This window comes from Stieleria maiorica, from assembly GCF_008035925.1.
GTDB lineage: Bacteria > Planctomycetota > Planctomycetia > Pirellulales > Pirellulaceae > Stieleria > Stieleria maiorica.
In genome coordinates, this window is sequence record NZ_CP036264.1 from 2,865,239 (window position 1) to 2,882,724 (window position 17,486).

The 17,486-nt window shown below is 61.1% G+C and carries 12 protein-coding genes; 8 read left to right on the top strand and 4 right to left on the bottom strand.

Annotation, left to right across the window (positions count from 1 at the left end):
- Positions 1-92: 92 nt before the first annotated feature.
- On the top strand, positions 93-791 hold the full coding sequence (locus Mal15_RS09865; RefSeq protein WP_147867596.1) for an ImuA family protein: 699 nt from the start codon (positions 93-95) through the stop codon (positions 789-791).
- Positions 697-2,433, top strand: coding sequence for a DNA polymerase Y family protein (locus Mal15_RS09870; RefSeq protein WP_147867597.1), 1,737 nt, complete (start codon positions 697-699; stop codon positions 2,431-2,433). The genes Mal15_RS09865 and Mal15_RS09870 overlap by 95 nt, the downstream gene beginning before the upstream one ends.
- A gap of 287 nt (positions 2,434-2,720) precedes the next feature.
- On the opposite strand, the gene Mal15_RS09875 is transcribed toward Mal15_RS09870, so the two are convergent.
- Positions 2,721-3,653: a diacylglycerol/lipid kinase family protein gene (locus tag Mal15_RS09875; protein ID WP_167546709.1), complete on the bottom strand. Its 933-nt coding sequence runs from the start codon at positions 3,651-3,653 to the stop codon at positions 2,721-2,723.
- Positions 3,654-4,273: 620 nt separating this feature from the next.
- Between Mal15_RS09875 and Mal15_RS09880 the strand changes: the two genes are divergently transcribed.
- The 6 genes from Mal15_RS09880 (at position 4,274) to Mal15_RS09905 (ending at position 12,293) form a co-directional block, all read left to right on the top strand.
- Positions 4,274-5,653 (top strand): BamA/OMP85 family outer membrane protein, encoded by a 1,380-nt coding sequence (locus Mal15_RS09880; RefSeq protein ID WP_233903385.1) that lies wholly within the window; start codon positions 4,274-4,276, stop codon positions 5,651-5,653.
- Between the two features lie 137 nt (positions 5,654-5,790).
- Entirely contained in the window at positions 5,791-7,299 is a 1,509-nt protein-coding gene (locus tag Mal15_RS09885; RefSeq protein WP_390623527.1) for a BamA/OMP85 family outer membrane protein, read from the top strand.
- Positions 7,300-7,301: 2 nt separating this feature from the next.
- Entirely contained in the window at positions 7,302-8,606 is a 1,305-nt protein-coding gene (locus Mal15_RS09890; RefSeq protein ID WP_147867600.1) for an SMI1/KNR4 family protein, read from the top strand.
- Between the two features lie 389 nt (positions 8,607-8,995).
- Entirely contained in the window at positions 8,996-10,231 is a 1,236-nt protein-coding gene (locus Mal15_RS09895) for an SHD1 domain-containing protein (RefSeq protein WP_147867601.1), read from the top strand.
- A 230-nt stretch (positions 10,232-10,461) separates the two neighbouring features.
- On the top strand, positions 10,462-11,328 hold the full coding sequence (locus tag Mal15_RS09900; protein ID WP_147867602.1) for a hypothetical protein: 867 nt from the start codon (positions 10,462-10,464) through the stop codon (positions 11,326-11,328).
- 263 nt (positions 11,329-11,591) lie between these two features.
- Positions 11,592-12,293: a hypothetical protein gene (locus tag Mal15_RS09905; RefSeq protein WP_147867603.1), complete on the top strand. Its 702-nt coding sequence runs from the start codon at positions 11,592-11,594 to the stop codon at positions 12,291-12,293.
- 250 nt (positions 12,294-12,543) lie between these two features.
- Here the strand turns inward: Mal15_RS09905 and Mal15_RS09910 are convergent, their stop codons facing one another.
- The 3 genes from Mal15_RS09910 to Mal15_RS09920 all read right to left on the bottom strand — a co-directional run bounded on the left by Mal15_RS09910 (position 12,544) and on the right by Mal15_RS09920 (position 17,413).
- Positions 12,544-13,773: a XylR family transcriptional regulator gene (locus Mal15_RS09910; protein WP_147867604.1), complete on the bottom strand. Its 1,230-nt coding sequence runs from the start codon at positions 13,771-13,773 to the stop codon at positions 12,544-12,546.
- Positions 13,774-14,286: 513 nt separating this feature from the next.
- The gene (locus Mal15_RS09915; protein WP_147867605.1) at positions 14,287-16,074 is read right to left on the bottom strand and encodes an aspartate kinase; all 1,788 of its coding nucleotides are present in this window, start codon (positions 16,072-16,074) and stop codon (positions 14,287-14,289) included.
- Between the two features lie 124 nt (positions 16,075-16,198).
- Positions 16,199-17,413, bottom strand: coding sequence for a cofactor-independent phosphoglycerate mutase (locus Mal15_RS09920; RefSeq protein ID WP_147867606.1), 1,215 nt, complete (start codon positions 17,411-17,413; stop codon positions 16,199-16,201).
- Positions 17,414-17,486: the final 73 nt, after the last annotated feature.

Below are 17,486 nucleotides of genomic sequence, written 5' to 3' on the forward strand. Positions count from 1 at the left end.
AGGTCGGCTGCATCAGCACGGCGCGGCGGGACGACGGGGTTGGATTTTCAACCGGCTGCGAATCGTTGGATCGTTGGTTGCCGAGCGGTGGCTTGCACCCTTCTACCCTGACCGAATGGATTGCCGCCCACGACGGTGTCGCCGCCGGATCGCTGGCGATGTCGGCCGCCGCCAGTCGATTGCGTCAAATCCCTGCGCGACCGCTGGTGATCGTGGATTGCAGTGGCACGTTTTATCCACCGGCGGCGGTCTCGTTGGGCGTGCCACATCAACGCATGATCTTGCTGCGGCCGCGGAGCGGTGCCGATGCGATTTGGGCGATCGACCAATCGCTCCGCTCGGGTGCCGCCGCAGCGGTCTGGGCTTCCCTGCCCATGCAGGTCGACGATCGCGACGCCCGACGTTTGCAACTGGCGGCCGAAGCCGGTCGAACCCCGGGCTTGTTCGTGCGCGGATTTGCCACGCGTGGAAAACCCAGTTTCGCCGAGGTCCAGTTTTATGTGTCGCAACAACAGCGCGACACAGCGCAACGTGCGACGAAGCGCCGACCGACGCACCGCTGGCGTGATTTCGAAGTCCTGTCGATCACACTCGACCGCGTCCGTGGCGGTGTCGCCGGCAAGCAGCTCCAACTGCAGATCACCGACGCCGCAACACTCCGTCCGCTTTCCACCACCGCCCCACAGACCCCACGGCATGAAACGGCTGCTGAGCATCTGGCTTCGCAACTGGCCCATCCAGCGATTGCGAAGCGAGTGGCATCGCGACGAGACGCCCGAACCGCTTCCTAGCGATCGCTCGAACCGCCCGCAGGCTGAGTCGCAGTCCCCCACGCTGCAAAAAAAACGGCCGCAAAATAACAGGCCGCTGATCCTTTGGAAAAACGATCACCGCCGCGGCCGGTTGGTTGTTGCCTGCTGCGGCGCGGCGCGGCGGATGGGTGTTCGCCCCGGAATCGCGATCGCCCAGGCGACGGAGCTTGCCAGTGCCGCCGGTGTGACACCGATCAGCATCGAGCATGACCCGATCGCCGATTCGATCGCGCTGGACCGAATCGCCGACGCACTGCAACACCGGATCAGCCCCCTGGTCGCCATCGAGTCGCTGGACAAACGACCTTGGGCCGGACAAGTCTTGCTCGAAAGCGACACGCTGTTCTGCGATCTGTCGGGGGTGACGCATCTGTTTGATGACGAAGCCGGAATCCTGGAGGCGACCCGTCGCACGTTGGCCGAATTCGGATTGGTCGGCGAATTGGCGATCGCCGATCATGCCGCCGCCGCGTGGGCGCTGGCCCATTACCACCCCCGCGACACATTCATCTCCGTTCGCGGTGCGGATGATTTACATGACCTGTCGGTCAACGCGCTGCGGATCGAAACGGAAACCAAATACACGCTGGACCGACTGGGGATCGAAACCATCGGGCAACTGCTGCGTCTGCCGCGCGGCGGACTGGCCCGACGCTTGGGCGACGGCATCGTCAAACGCATCGCCGAGGTGTTGGGCGAAGTCGAGGTGCCGTTGGAAATCCATCATGCCGAACAACAACACCACAGCAGCCATGACCTGGAGTATCCGACCGAAGATCGAGAGATCGTGATGGATCGTGTGGGACGCTTGACCGAAGACATCGTGGCCAGTCTGGCGGCCGGCCAACGCGGGGCGCTGCGTGTGGCTTGCCGGATGGAACTGGTCGACCGCTCGCCACTGACCACGGTGATCGGCATGTTCGCACCGACGCAAGACGCCGAACACCTGCACGGTCTGATCCATTCCAGCCTGGAATCGTTGCGGATTCAAGCACCGATCATCAAGATCACGTTGTCGGTGCTCAGCAGCGGCCCGCTCAGGACACAACAAAACGCCTTGTTTGCCGAAGATGCCTTGGCCCTGGACAACGACTCGGTCTCCGATCGCTCCCTGGCTCGACTGGTCGACACCCTGACCGGTCGCCTGGGACGTGAGGCGGTTTTGGGGGTCCGATTGAGCGAGAACCCGTTGCCGGAGAAGGCCTTTCGGACCTATTCACTGACCGACCACCGCACTCGCCAAGCGCTGCGACGTTTGCCGGCCAAACAGCCCGCATCGTCACCGCCCGCCCGCCACCGTTCCGGCTCTCACCCGCCTCGGCGTGAGGACGCCCGCCGCCGCCCAATGCAACTGTTGCGCAAGCCCATTCCCTTGACCGTCGTCGCCGCGACATCCCCCGACGCAGCAAACCCGCCCCGAGACCTGCCAACTTTCCGCGTCGAAGGGCAACTGCATCGAGTCGCCGAGTTCTGGGGCCCCGAACGGATCGAAACCGGCTGGTGGGACGGTCCGACCATCCGCCGCGATTACTACCGCGTTGAAACGGAAACCGGAAAGGTCTGGTGGGTGTTTCGCGAGTTAAAGACGGGGGATTGGTTTTTGCACGGGCGGTTTGTTTAAGTTTCAGGTTTCAGACCTCGTTCCCGGGCTCCGCCTGGGAACGGGGATTTCCGTAGGCTCCGCCTAGGCTGCTTTCGATCACAAACTGAGCCGTCGGCGCTAGCCTCGGGCCTTACGGGGCTCGAAGGGCAATCCAAGGCCCGCGGCTAGCGCCGTCGGCTCATCGAGTAGGTGGCATTGGGCGCCAGCCTACGGGCCTTCGTCGACGCTGGGGCCCGAACGCTTGCGCGAATCGGCTGATGTCACACTTGTTTGCAGTGCGTTCCAAGGCGGAGCCCTGGAACGAGCTAGGAAACGTTCTCGTCTTGACTTGAAACCTGAAACTTGGAACTCGGAACCAACAACGTCACCCGGCGGGGCAAGACCTTGATTTCCAGTGGCAGTCGTCCGGCGTAGTCTCCGTCTAGTTCATAGGCGACGCGCTGGTCGGATTCGATTCGCAGGCGGGTCACCTGGCGATGCTCGACACCGGCGAAGCGTCGGTGCAGACCGGATGCGGCGCCGAGCAGGTACCCCAATCCGCGGATCAGCCCGCGACCGGCGAAGGTGATCAGGTCCAACGTCCCATCGTCTCCGAGTGCCGCCGGATGAATGCGCAGCCCCGCGGCATAACAGGGCAGATTGAACGTCATCGCCCATCCGACCTGGCGCTGGTGGATAATCTCTCCCGCGTCGTCCAACGCGGTGACGCTCAGCAGCGGAAAGCGATAGGCCCGACAGGTTTGCCAGATCGGTTTCAGGTAGCTGAGTCGTCGGATGTGTCCCTTGCGGCGCAGATGCAAGCGGCGGACGACTTCGGCATCGAACCCGGCCGTGGCCAGGATCAAGAACAATCGCCCGTTGGCTTGTCCGGCATCGAATCGGATTGTGCGTCCGGTGGTCAGTGTTTCCAAGATCGCTTCGGCCGAGTTGGATTGACCCAGGTATCTCGCCAGCAGGTTCTCGGTCCCCATCGGCATCGGCAGCAGCGGCGTGTCGGGAAACGTGTGCGATGCGACCAGGCTGATGGTTCCGTCACCACCGGCGGCGATCACGGTCGGCTGTGAAACACCGGTTTCACGACGGCCGGCCACCAGGGAATGCAGCGTATGGGAGCACGCGATGCTCTGGCATTTGATCCCGGCGGCGGCCAGCATTTCGGCCAACCGGGGAAGCTGTTCGCGTGCCGCGCCGCTGCCCGCTTTCGGGCTGGTAAACAAAATCACGTCCGATGTCGCCACTTTCACAGCTCCCTTCGTGAGTTCACTCGGCTGTTCATCTCTGAGTTTATCTCGTTCCCGGGCTCCGTCTGGGGACGCTGGTTCGAGTGTGGCTCCCGCCACACCCACCGCGAGGAACCAAAGGCGGAGCCTGGGCTGCGCATAATCGTTCGATTTGTTCGCGTTTTCGTCCGCAGAATTTTGGCGTTTTCGATTCCGCATAACACTCTTGGGATCAGCCGTTTGGCGCCAGCCTATGGGCCTCCAATAGACGCTGGGGCCCGAACGCTTGCGCGAATCGGCTGATGTCGCTCGTGTTTCGCCGCCCGATGTCTGCTGTGAGTCGACGATCAATCGACACTTTTTGTCGCAACAGTTTGCGCAAATTCCTATCAGATTCACGCAAGTTGCCGGGGGAATCTGCCTTGTCGCGGTACTCGCGACATTGGTACCACCCTTTCAAGCCATCCATCACGCGAACGGTGACGATCCGTGTGGTGGCCCCATGACGCTCCACGGATGGATCGCGTTTTCCTCGTCGAACGGTTTGCTTTCGTCTTATGACACAACGATTCACTACGCACGGACGCCATCAGAGAGACCATCGGGCCGGCCAGTCCGCACCGATTGCGGCGGCGCCCTTGATCCTCGTTTTGATCGCCGGATTGGCGTTTTCGATGCCCGCCGCGGCTCAGATGGGCGGTGGCATGGGTGGCATGGGCGGCGGCGGAGGCCCACAGAGCGGCGGCCCGACCGGTCCGGCTGAACGCCCCAAGTTCCGCGACCACATCCACAACCAAGACGCCTTGCCGATCGGCCGCGAGCACGGCGACAAGGTCGTCAGCAGCGTCCGAATCGTCGGCAACCGGACGCTCAGCGAACACGAAATCCTGCAGAAAATGCAGACCAAGAAGGGGCGTTTTTTCAGCCGCGAAGTTCTGCTCGGCGACGTCCACCGGCTGAACGAAATGCGTTCGTTCGACCACGTCACGTTCAAAACCGAGGAGACCGACGCCGGGGTCAATGTCTCGTTCATCGTCCATGAACGCCCGCTGATCACCGATGTCGTCTTTTTCGGCAACAGGGGAGTTAACAACCGCGATCTGAAGGGCCGTGCCGGATTGGAGGTCAAAGATCCACTCAGCGAGTTCTCGGTCGAATCGGCCCGCCGGCGTCTGATCGATTACTACAAAGGCGAAGGCTTCAACCAAGTCGCAATCACGTCGACCATCGGCTACCAGGACAAACCGGGCATGGTGATCTTTCGGATCAACGAAGGTCCCCTGGAACGCATCAACAGCATCCGCGTGATCGGCAACACGTTGCTGAGCGAGGCCCGGCTGAAGAAGCTGATCAAAAGCCGCGGCCCGTTTCTCAAACTCGGCTACTACACCTTCAACGTCGCCGACATGGCCAAGATCGATCGCGACGTCGATATCCTGGCGGCGACCTATCACAACCTGGGCTACCTGACCGCGACGGTCGGCCGCCGGATCTCGTACAGCGAAAACGGCAAGTGGATCGACGTGACCTTTGTGGTCAACGAAGGCAACCGCTTCAAAATCAACAGCGTGCAATTGATCGGCAACCAGTTCGTCACCGAAGATTCGCTGCGTCAACGTTTGGAACTGAAGGCCGGTGACATGTTCGACGGCACGATCTTGAAACGCGACGTCGGCGAGATCGTCTATGGCTACGGCGAACTGGGATTCATCTACGCCGACGTCCAACCCAAGACGGTGATGCGTGACGAAGAGAACACGGTCGACTTGGTTTACCAGATCGAAGAAGGCGACCGCTGGAAGATCGGTGAGATCCGCGTCAACATCGAAGGCGAACCGCACCTGATGCGTGAAACCGTGATGTTGAACATGTTGGAAATGCGCGAAGGAGACTTCATCGACCGCCGACTGCTGGAAATCGGTCGTCGACGCATGTCCAACAGCCAGTTGTTGGAAACGAATCCGCAAATCGCCGACCCACCGGACATCATCGTCGACCCGCGGGAGGATGCGTTTTGATGAAACGGTCTTTCCACCCTGAACCCGACGGCATCCTTTCACGACCTACACCGACACCCGCAAGCGAATCACCCCGAATGGAATCGAACGATTTGCCGAAACGATTGGCCCCACGAGCCGTCATCAACGTTCCGATGATGCGTGCCGTGGCGGCGCGGTTGACGGTGCTCGCCGGCATCCTGCTGATCAGCGCGTCACCGGCGGCGGCGCAGTACAACCCGTACGGAACCAGCGCCGCTGCGGGAACCTACACGCCCACGCAACAGGCGTACGCGACACAACCACCGGGGTACGCAGCACCACAACAAGCGTACGCAGCACCACAACAAGCGTACGCTGGAACGCCACAAGTCGCTCCGCCGCAAGCCACCGCCACCGGGCAACCTGTCCAGCAGACCTCGTTTCCGCCGACCCAATTCGGGCCGCGACAACAAACGCTGATGCCCGGTCAATCGGTGCCCGGCAGCGGCACGGCGTTCCCACCGATCGGCACCGATCCGGTGTACACGCCCAACGTTCGCGTCGCGGACTTGATCGTCAACGGTTTCCCCGCGCGGACCGGACGGATCATGTTCGGCGGTGCGGTCAACAGTGACGCGGGCGTCACGGGTCAGATCACGATCGACGAACGCAACTTTGACATCATGCGTTGGCCGCGGTCGTTCCGCGACCTGTTCGGCGGGACGGCGTTTCGCGGTGCCGGACAAACGTTTCGGCTGGAAGCGGCACCGGGCAGCGACTTCGATCGTTACAGTGTCCAATTCGCCGACCCGAACCTGTTCGGTTACCTGCCGATCAGTTTTTCCGCCAGCGGTTTCCTGTACGACCGACGCTATGACGACTGGGACGAAAATCGTCTCGGCGGTCGGTTTTCGCTCGGCTACCGAATCACGCCCGACCTGTCACTGGCGGTCGGAATCAGCGGCCAAAACGTCGACCTGAGCAACATTCGTGCACTCAACACCGGCATCTTGTCCCCCGGCGATGCGGCCGAGTACCAAGAACTGGCCGATGCCGAAGGTGACAACGAACTGTACAGCGGCAGCATCACGTTGACGCACAACACCCGCGACAGCCCGATCCAGCCCAGCCAGGGACACTACTTTCAATTTCAATTCGAAGAGACGTTCGGCGATTACGACTACTCGCGAATCGAAGTGGAATACCGCAAGTACTGGTTGCTGGCGTCGCGAGCGGACGGCAGCGGGAAACAGACGTTTTCATACAGCACGCAAATCGGCTTCAGCGGAAACGACACGCCGATCTTTGAAAACTTCTTCGCCGGCGGTTATGCGACGCTGCGAGGCTTTGATTTTCGCGGTGCAGGCCCCGTGGTGGGCGGTACGGGCGGAAATCCCTTCATTGGTGTCGGCGGTGAGTTTCAGTTCCTCAATTCTGTCGAATACATGTTCCCGATCACCGCCGACGATGCCTTCCGCGGAGTCGCATTTTGTGACTTTGGTACCGTCGAAAGCAGTGTTAAACTGGATTCCGACTCGTTTCGTGTCGCCCCCGGTTTGGGATTGCGTGTCGCGATCCCGGCACTCGGGCCGGCCCCGCTCGCGTTCGACTTCGCCTATCCGGTCAACAAGTCCGACTTTGATGACGAGCGTGTGTTCAGCTTTTACATGAGTTTGATTCGCTAACCTTGCCACAGCCTTCCCAACCATCCGCCGCCTCGGGATCTTGGACCGACCAGATCCAAGCGAGGTTTCGATGCGTCCTTTCCGACGACCTCACGCGATGGTTCGACGAAGAAATCTGGCGTTTTGCCGAAGGCAGCGGTGGAAACCGATTCGCATCGGCGATCACGCCCGCCGATCTGATCGACGACGCGCCCTCGGCGATCTGGCCGGCGCTGATGCCGTGTGACTTTCTGCCGATCCTGACCAACACGATGGGCGATTGGCTGTGCATCCGCATGGCCGCCGACAATACCGCGACGCAGGTCGTTCACTGGTATCACGGCGGAGGCGACTGGATCCCGTGGGGGAATTCGTTGGCCGAAGCGATCTACTTCGATCATGTGCGGCACCGGCTTCCCGGCAGCCGTCGCGACCACGCGATCTCCGCGGGATCTGCGGTCGACGATAATGACCGGTCCTGCCAAAAACTGAACCAATGGGCGCTTTCCCGACTGGAACATCGATCGGTGCACGAGCTGGAACCGTTGCGTGGGGCGGAGTTGGCCGATGAAATGGTCCGTCGCGGTCTCAGCCAACCCGCGGTCTTGTGCCAGCTGGTGATCGACGCGCTTGAGAATCCTCTGCTTGACGATGACGCCGCTCGCACCTTGAACATCAACGATGCCGAACAAGTCCAACGCGCCCTGTTTGACAACCAGCTGATGGATCCAAAATGGATCGGCAACCTCGTTGCCCCTGACGTCTCGCACGAACAAGTCCTGAACCAACAGGACTGGGACGCCGTCGATCGGCATTGTCGTCGCGCGATCGAAATCGCACCGGATTTGGGATGGGGCTGGGACTTGCTGGGGTATAGCGAAGAGCGATCTGGTCGTCTCGCCGCGGCGATTGAACATTACCGTCGCGGACTGGATTGTTCCATTTTCACCGACCAGACCGTGCGGGTGCGGACGCATGGGTTTAGCGGCGAAGGCCAAAAGTTCGCCGCCGCGCGACTGATGAAGCTCGACTACCAGCCGTCTGATCCGATCGAAAAGGATTATTTCCAACGGCTAGGCATCGCGTGTGCGAGTGAACGACGCGATCAAATCCGTGAACATTTTGCATCGCTCGCTCGACAAGCCACACCGGCGAAGGCTCACGAGTTGTGGGTCCGCGCGGGGTGGGACATGGGCGCCGAACCCATGCTCGCCTTTGCGGAATTGCTCGAACAGATCGCGATCAGTGCCGACGCGGCCGGCAGGGCCGCCCAAGGCGAACTGGCGCGAACGCACCGCAATTGCTTCCGCGACCGCTACGGTATCTGAAGTGGTGATTCGCTGAAGCGACGTGATCCGGCACTCATCGCACCACGAAATCAATGGCGTTTGTGCGCGTCAACCGATGTGAAGCTTGCCCATGCTGGCCCCCTCATCCCCAGCCCTTGCCTCGTTCCAAGGCTCCGCCTGGGAACGCCCGTGCAGATGTGGCTCCAGCCACACAAAGCGTTTGCAACGCGAGGCGGAGCCTCGGGAATTCCCGTTCCCAGGCGGAGCCCCGGGAACGAGGCATCAATAAACGCCGTCCAGCCCCCCGCACGCTGATTCTCCTATAATGGCGCCCCGTTCGTAGCTCCACCCGGCCTGTCACTCTGGTCCTGGCATTCCGCGTGGTTTGCGATCCTGCCGATTCAGCTCTCCTAACTTAGCGACTCACCATGAAGCGTTCCCTTCCTTTGCTGTTCGCATTGCCGCTGTTCCTGTTGGCGATCCCACAACACCTCAACGCGGAAACCTGGACGGACAACACCGGACAGTTCCAAATCGATGCCGAATACGTGGGCGTTGAGGGCCGGTCGGTCGTGTTGCGGCTGGCCGACGGTTCGACCAAAACGGTCCCCATCGATCGGTTGAGCGACGCCAGTCGCAACCGAGCCAAGGAGTTGTACGAGGCGGCGAATCAAAACCCAGTCGCAGCCAAGCCGGCCATGAACGCGACGCCCAAGGCATCAACATCCGCCGACAACCAACACGACTTTGCGCCCGCTGTGCCGGCGGTTGCCCCCATGCCGGCGTTTCCCGAAAACGGAACACTTCAACAGACCGTCGATTTCGTCGTCGCACAGGTTCTGGCCGGGCACCCCGAAGTGATCTGGTACGCGTTGCCTGAGGATGTTCGCCGCGAAGTCGACAGTGCCGAAGTCCGCGAGGCGATGCGTCCGAGCGTGCAACTGCAGGTCCAGACGCAGAAACCGATCGAGGACGTGGCCAACAAGGTCTGTGAAATCCTGATCCGCAAGAAGCAGTTCATCCTCAACACGCCGATGTTGAAGATGGCGCCGCCGCAAGTGATGCAGATGGTCCAGCCGATTTATGATCCGGCCAGTGGCTTGATTTACGAACTGGTTCAGTGTGCCTTTCATTCGCAGATGGCGGTCGACCAGTCGGTCACCGCGTACGTCGATCATTACGGCCCTCGGATCGGCGGCCACCTGCACGCTTTGGTTCAATCCGCCCCGCCCGGAATGATCGAACAATTCACCAGCAAGATTGTTGTCGATCAAATCGACGATTCCAATGGAACGATCACCGTGCCCAAACAGGACGGCGGCACGACGGTCATCGAATTGGTCGCCTTCAACGGACGCTGGGTGCCGAAGGAGTTCGTGACAAAGTGGAAAGAGAAAGGCGGCACGATGGCCGAGGGGTTGGCCGAACAATTCGAAAACAACCAGGAAGCCTTCCAGGCCTCGCAGCAACAGATGGCTCAAGCGACCGGAATGGTCTCGGCGATGGCCAACCAGTTTCTTCAGCCCATGCTGGACGCGACGAACCAACAAGAGTTCGACGCGGCGCTCACGCAAGCCGTCATGACCATCGGCATGATGCAGAACCAAGCCGCCCCCGGATTGGCCCCCGCACCGGGAGCCCGCAACCCGGCATTCGGGCAGTAGCAAGTGCTTCCGAATTTGAACGGCGACCCGGTTGCGAGTCGAGCGTCGCCGTGTTCTCCGAACTCGGCAGACCGAAAAAGCAAAGCTTTCCCCGCGCCGACCTCGGAGAGGACGGCGACTGTCCAGCCGGATCGCAGAATCCTTGCACTCCGCGGACCGAAGGACTACAAAATAGACGTTCTGACTATTTTCATTGGCCGTCCTTCGATCCCCCGATCCGGAGCGTTTCCATGTCGCCGAGAATCCGATGCTTGCTGTGGCTCGCCACGATCCTGACGGCCGAGCACGCCGCCGGGCAGGAGGAGGTGCCGACGAAGGATCAACGGGAACGTTGGGTCGGTGTGTATCACGAAGAGGCCGCCGCGTACGAGATGATTCGGCAAGTTGACACGGCGGAGGTGTTGCAGCTGGTTCCAACGCCCATCCTGACGTTCACCAATCCGATCCGCGTTCGCGACACCCATGGGGCGGCGTTCGTCTGGACCAGTGACGGGCGGCCGGAAGTGGTCGGCGCGATTTGGTCGGTCGTCTCACCGGAGGACTCGACACGGCGACGATTGTCGCACGAATTTCATTCGCTGTCTCTGGCCCCGATTCATTCCGAGCACGAGCCCCGTCAAAGCTCTCGCGGGATCGTCCCGGACTGGATCACCGAGCAACCGGGAATCCGTCCGGCAAAGATTCCCGGTGCCCCCGCACCGGCGCGGACGGAGAACCTGCGATTGACGCAGATGCGTCGATTGGCAAGAGATTTTCAGGGGATCATTCCATCGGGGTTACCCGATGGCCAAGGATCGCTGCGACTACTCGCCCAACCGATTTATCGCTACCAGAGCCAGCGGCACCAAGTCATTGATGGAGGCGTGTTCGCGTTTGTGATGGGGACCGACCCCGAGTTGATCCTGTTGATCGAAGCGGTCGAATCGGCCGATGGGCCGCAGTGGCGTTTCGCCGCGGTTCAATTGAGCAATTTGCCGCTGCAGCTCGATTACAAAGACAGTCGGGTCTGGGAATGCGAGCGTGCCGTGCCTTACGTGGGAAATTTGCCGCACTTCATGTACTGGGGTGTCTCGGAACGCGACCGCGTGATTCAATAGAAGACACGCGTGCAGCGCGAGCGGGCTGTCGATTTAATCGCAACCGAAACAATCGTGAGCCGATGGCGCTAGCCACGGGCCTCGAAGGGCGATGCTGGCACCGCTAGGCCCGCGGCTAGCGCCGTCGGCTCACTAAATCGACAGCCCGCAAGCAAGTGTGTCTGGACGTAAGTGACGCACGCGCTTGCGTTTCGAGCTTCTAGGGAACGAGGCTGGACGCGCGACCATACGAGACGGTTCCTCCCATTTAGAACGTACATCAGATGTCGAAACGCCGGTTCGGTAAATTCTGGTTGATCCTGGGCGTGCTGTTGTTGGCCGTGATCGGCCTGTTGGCAACACAACTGCGTCGCGTCGATCACGTCTCCGAGGCCTCGGCGACGACCACGTTTGAATTGGAAATCCCGTTCAACCGATTCAAGCAGATCATGGTCCGCAAGAACGCGACCCGAGCGATCGTCGCCCACGGCGGGATGGAACTGGTCAGCCAAAGTATCCAGGGCCTCAACGTCGACATGTCCAAAGAAGATCGGCCGATCCTGAACGCACTCCGCGGACGCTCCAAAACCGAACTCGACGCCACGCGGATGTTGACGGTGCGGTTCACCAATCCCGACATCGACGCCCAGGAGTTGACGTTGCGTCAACAGGCCGACATCGATAGCGATCGGATGCATGTCGAAACCAAGTCGGTCGCCGAGCAAGGTGAGATCAAGGACTATCAAACCACATTGACGGCCGAACCGGCCGAGGGCGATGCCACTCGGGTGACACTTCAAACAGCAATGAAGATTCAGGTGGACGTGGCCAAGCTGTTCGTCTCGGTGGCCGACACCCGGGTCAACGCCTCCGCCGAATCTGCGGTCAACCAACAAAAAGCGGCACTCACGGAATTCGTACTGCAACATGCCGACCAAGCGATCGTGTTGCCGGATCTGTTCGGTGGGGGAGACAAGGCAGAATGATACGGGGCAGAATGATCTCAGCGATCGTTCACCTCTACGCTCGCGACGCTCGTGCAGTTCCATGCCTCGTTGAGCAGGAATTTTCCCAGGCTCCGCCTCGCGCGTTGCACGCGGTTTGTGTGGCAGGAGCCACACCTGCACGTGCGTCCCAAGGCGGAGCCTTGGAACGAGGCCCGGCCGCGGCTCAATCCACCCCCATCATTCTGCCTTCCATCGTTTTGCCCCTTCCCGGCCTAACCGATGCCTGCTGTCAACCGAACGGTTTCCGCGCCTTCGCGCGACTGGCATCCCGGTAGCGTCCCGGCGTCTGATTGACTTCGCGTTTGAAGACGACGCTAAAGTACTCGGCATGTTTGAACCCGGTCAGCCGTGAGATTTTAACCAGGCTCAGTTCGGTGTCGCGCAACAGTTGACAGGCCCGCTTGATTTGCACACGGCGGATCTCGGCCTGCGGCGATCGTCCCAGGTACTGACGAAACCGGCGTTCCAGACTGCTCCGAGCGATCGGCACCTCGGCCAAGATGTCCGAAACCGTCAGTCCCTCACAGGCTCGGAAGCGGATCATTTGGATCGCAGCGGCGACGTCTTCATCATCGATCGCCATCACATCGGTGCTCAACCGTTCGGCGATCCCCAGCGGCGCGATCTGCACGTGCAATTTGTCGGGCTTTTGTTCCCGCATCATCTGGTCCAGCATCACGGCGGCCTGGTACCCGATCCGTTCGGCTGCCGGAATGATGCTCGAAAGCGGCGGGTCACAAAAATCACACAGCACGTGATCGTTGTCGACACCCAACACCGCGATCTCATCCGGGACCGACACCTTGGCCGTTTGACAGGCCTCCAGGATGTGTTGCCCACGGAAATCGTTGCAAGCCAGGATCCCGACCGGGCGCGGCAAGCTTTTGACCCAGGCAACGATTTGGTCTTGCTGACGCTGCCATCCGCTCTGGCTGGCCGACGACCAATCGGATTGATGCACGTGGACCAGGTCGGGATCATCGACCCCGCGTTGGGCCAGGCCGGCCAGGAATCCGGTCAATCGTTGGGCCGACCAGTGGTGGTCGCTGAATCCGGCAAAGGCGAAGTGTTCGATCCCTTTGTCGGCCAAATGGGACGCGGCAAGTCGTCCGATCGCTTCGTGGTCGTTGATCACCGAGGGCAGGGTTTGGTCGTCGCGGATGTCGCCCAAGTTGACCGTCGGAATCCCCGTCTCGCGAATGATCTCGATCATCTCCGGCGTCGTGTCACGGGTGATGATGCCGTCGCCGTCCCAGGATCGGAACCACGCCGGCGGACCGGCCATCAACTCGCGCAAGTCCAATTGCACCGACCACGGTTGTTTTTCGATGCGGTAGCGACTGATCCCTTCCAACACCCCGCGGCCGAACGCCATCGTCGTTTCCACCAACAGCAGCACCTTGGGCCGCCGTTGATTGCTGGTCCCGTTTTTGGCGACGTTGGCAGGATGGACTGACATCACAACGGCAAAGGATGGGGAGACAAAGCTGCGAAACGGGCCCCAACGAGCTCCGATGACAACGGAATATCTCTCAATCTCGGCCGCGATGCAATCGTCACCCCCGGGTGCAGATCGCAAATACACCGGTTTCTACGAGGGTTTCTGTTGAATAAGGCGATTCATTGGCTGGGAAGATTTCTTGCCGCGTGATTGCCAACGGGTTGAGAGGAGAAAAGAGCGGTGGGGCAAGACGATGGGGGCAAGACGATGGGGGCAAGACGATGGGAAGGCAGAATGATGGGGGCAGAATGATGGGGCGCGGCCCGGCCTCGTTCCAAGGCTCCGCCTTGGGACGCACGTGCAGGTGTGGCTCCTGCCACACGAACCGCGTGCAACGCGAGGCGAAGCCTCGGAAAACTCCCGTTCCCAGGCAGAGCCCCGGGAACGAGGCGTGAAACCGCGCGAGCGCAGGGGTGAACGATCGCGGAGATCATTCTGCCCCGTATCATTCTGCCTTCTCTGCCTTTCCCCTTAACCCAGCGATCCGGCGAAGACCTTTTCCAAGCCCCGTTTGGCGATGTCGGCCGACTTGCTGTCGATCACGGCGTTGACCTGCAATTCGCTCGTGCTGATCATGTCGACGTTGATGTCCGCCGCGGCCAACGATTCAAACAGCAGCGTCGCGACGTGGGTGTGGCTGCGCAGTCCGATGCCGCTGACGGTGACCTTGGCAATCTCGGCGACACCTTGAACGCCGCGCATGCCGTGAGAGGCGGCGATTTCTTTGGCCACCTTCAGACTGGCCTCCAAGGCGTCTTGGGGCACGGTAAAGCTGACACTCGTCGATCCGTCTTCGCCGTCATACCCTTGGACGATCATGTCGACGGAGATACCGGCCGCACCGATCCGTTCGAACATGTCGGCGGCGATTCCGGGGCGGTCGGGGACGCCCATCAACGTCACGCGTGCTTGATGATCCAGCACCGAAATCCCGGTCAGCGTGAGCGCTTCGAGCGCGTCGTCGCGGAGACGGCTGATCAGCGTTTCCACCTCGACGCCTGCTTCGCGGTCCGCCTTGATCTGGCTCCACGATTTCGCATCGGCGGGTTTTTCGTGCAGTTTGAATCCTTCGTGGACGGCGCGCAGTGCGAGGGAGGCTTGGTCGCGCGGCACGAGCGCGCTGATCTTGATTTCGCTGGTCGTGATCATCTGGATGTTCACGCCGGCGCCGGCCAGAGCACGAAACATCTCGCTGGCCACACCGGCCTGGTCGGCCATGTTGGCGCCGACGACGGAGACCTTGCTGACGTTGTCATCATGCGTGACGCCCTCGGCGCCGATTGCGTCGATCACCGGGGCCAGCGCCAACAGCGTCGTCTGCAAATCGTCGCGCCGGACCGTGAACGAAACGTCGGCTTTGCCGCCGTCGCCGATGTTCTGCACGACCATGTCCACGGCGATTTTTCTGTCCGCGATCGCCGAAAAAATCTTTAAGCTCATCCCCGGAACATCGGGAACGCCCAGGATCGTCAATCGGGCTTCGTCGGGCGTCATCGCCGCACCGCTGACCGGCGCGGTCGCCGATTCCTGTTCGGTGACGATCATCGTCCCTTCGGTATCGGAAAAACTGCTGCGGACATGAATCGGCACGCCAAACTTCTTGGCAAACTCGATGCTGCGGTTGTGCATGACGCTGGCTCCCAGGCTGGCCAGCTCCAACATCTCGTCATAGCTGATCACGTCCACCCGCCGCGCTTCGGGCAGCAACCGCGGGTCGGTCGTGTAAACGCCGTCCACGTCGGTGTAGATTTCACAGGCGTCGGCCTTCAACACCGCCGCGAGTGCGACGGCCGTGGTGTCACTGCCGCCGCGTCCGAGCGTGGTGATGTTCAGATCGTTGTCGATCCCCTGGAAACCGGCGGCCACGACGATCTTGCCTTCGTCCAACAGTCGTTCGATGCGATCGGTGGAGATCGATCGGATGCGCGCTTTGCTGAAACTGCTGTCGGTCTGCATCCCGATCTGGCCGCCGGTCAAGCTGACCGCCTCGCTGCCGAGCGCGTTGATCGCCATCGCGACCAGGGCGACGCTGACCTGTTCGCCGGTGCTGAGCAACATGTCCATTTCGCGGGCCGGCGGATTGGGGCCGACCTCGTTTGCCAATTCCAACAACCGGTCGGTGTTCTTTCCCATCGCGCTGACGACCATCACGACGCGATGGCCTTGGCGTTGGGCGCGGATGGCTTTGCGCGCCGCGGCGCGGATCTTTTCGACATCGGCGACGCTTGTGCCGCCGAACTTTTGAACAATCAGAGACATGGGTGTGGTCAATAAATCTGCAATGAAATGATCTGTCGGATCCAACTATGTGGGACAGGCTTCTGGCCGGTCATCGCCTCGTCCTCGACGATCCCCGACAGCCTGTCCGCCTGTTTTTCGCCGCTTAGCGACGGATAAACGCGTCCATCAAATCCCAACCGTGATCAAAGCGACGCCCCGAGGCTTCGGCGGCCACTTCGTCATAACTCGTTTGTGAATCGGGTTCGATTCCCGTTCCGGCCATGGCCAGCGGGACCATGCCGTGGGTGTGTTTTTTGGTGCTGCAAAACGTCGGGTGATCGGGGGTGACCAGAATGCGGTGGTCGCCGTATCCGGCAAGCGCTTCGGTGAGCGGACCGACGATGTGGCGATCGATCTGCTCGAGCGCTTCGATCTTTGCGTCGTGACGTCCCTCGTGCGAGGCTTCATCGGGGGCTTCGATATGCACGCAAACCAAGTCGTATTGGTCCAGAGCTTTGACCGCCGCGGCGCCTTTGGCCGCATAATCGGTGTCCAGGTACCCGGTTGCCCCTTCGACTTCGAGCCGCGGCCATCCGGCCAACGCCGCGATCCCGCGCAGCAGGTCCACGGCGGTGATCATCACGCCTCGCACGCCGAACCGTTCTTCGAAGGTGGGCATCGACGGTGCGCCGCCCAGACCCCACAGCCAGACGTTGGTTGCCGGACGTTTCCCGGCTGCGATGCGAGCTTGGTTGACCGGGTGATCGGCGAACACGTCAGCGGACTCATTCATCCATCGGACCAGCAGATCGCTGCCCGGACCGCGTGGGAAATCGTCGGCGACCGACAGGTCCGTCAGATCATGTGGCGCGGTCGATCGCGTTTCACAGGAAAACGGGGGCGGAGTGTCCGCATCGCCGCGGTAGATCAACAGATTCCGATAGCTGACGCCGGGGACGAATTCGAACCGTCCGCCTTCGGAACCCAGCAAGGCCTCGCCCGCGGCGGCCAGCAATTGCCTCGACTCGTCGGTGCTGATGTGATCGGCGGTAAAATCGACCATGACCTGGTCTTGGATCGTCACCAGATTACAGCGGACGGCAAAATCATGGGGGCCCAGCGTGATCCCGCCGGCGGCCGCTTCCAAGGGCGCGCGACCGGTGAAATATTTGTCAGGATCGTAGCCGAACAGGCATAAATTGGCGACTTCGCTGCCGGCCGGGAAATGGGCCGGCGTGTTGTTGCTTAACGCACTCGCCCCGCTTGCGGCGATCCGGTCCATCGCCGGCAGCGTGGCAGCCTGCAGCGGCGTTCTCCCCCCCAAAGCCTCGATCGGTTCGTCCGCGCATCCGTCCGGGATAACGATGACATATTTCATGGTGTTTCGATTGGGGGGTTCGGGAGACCGGCTGGTGTGAAGGGAATTCCGCCTAGTTTCGTTTAGAGAGGGG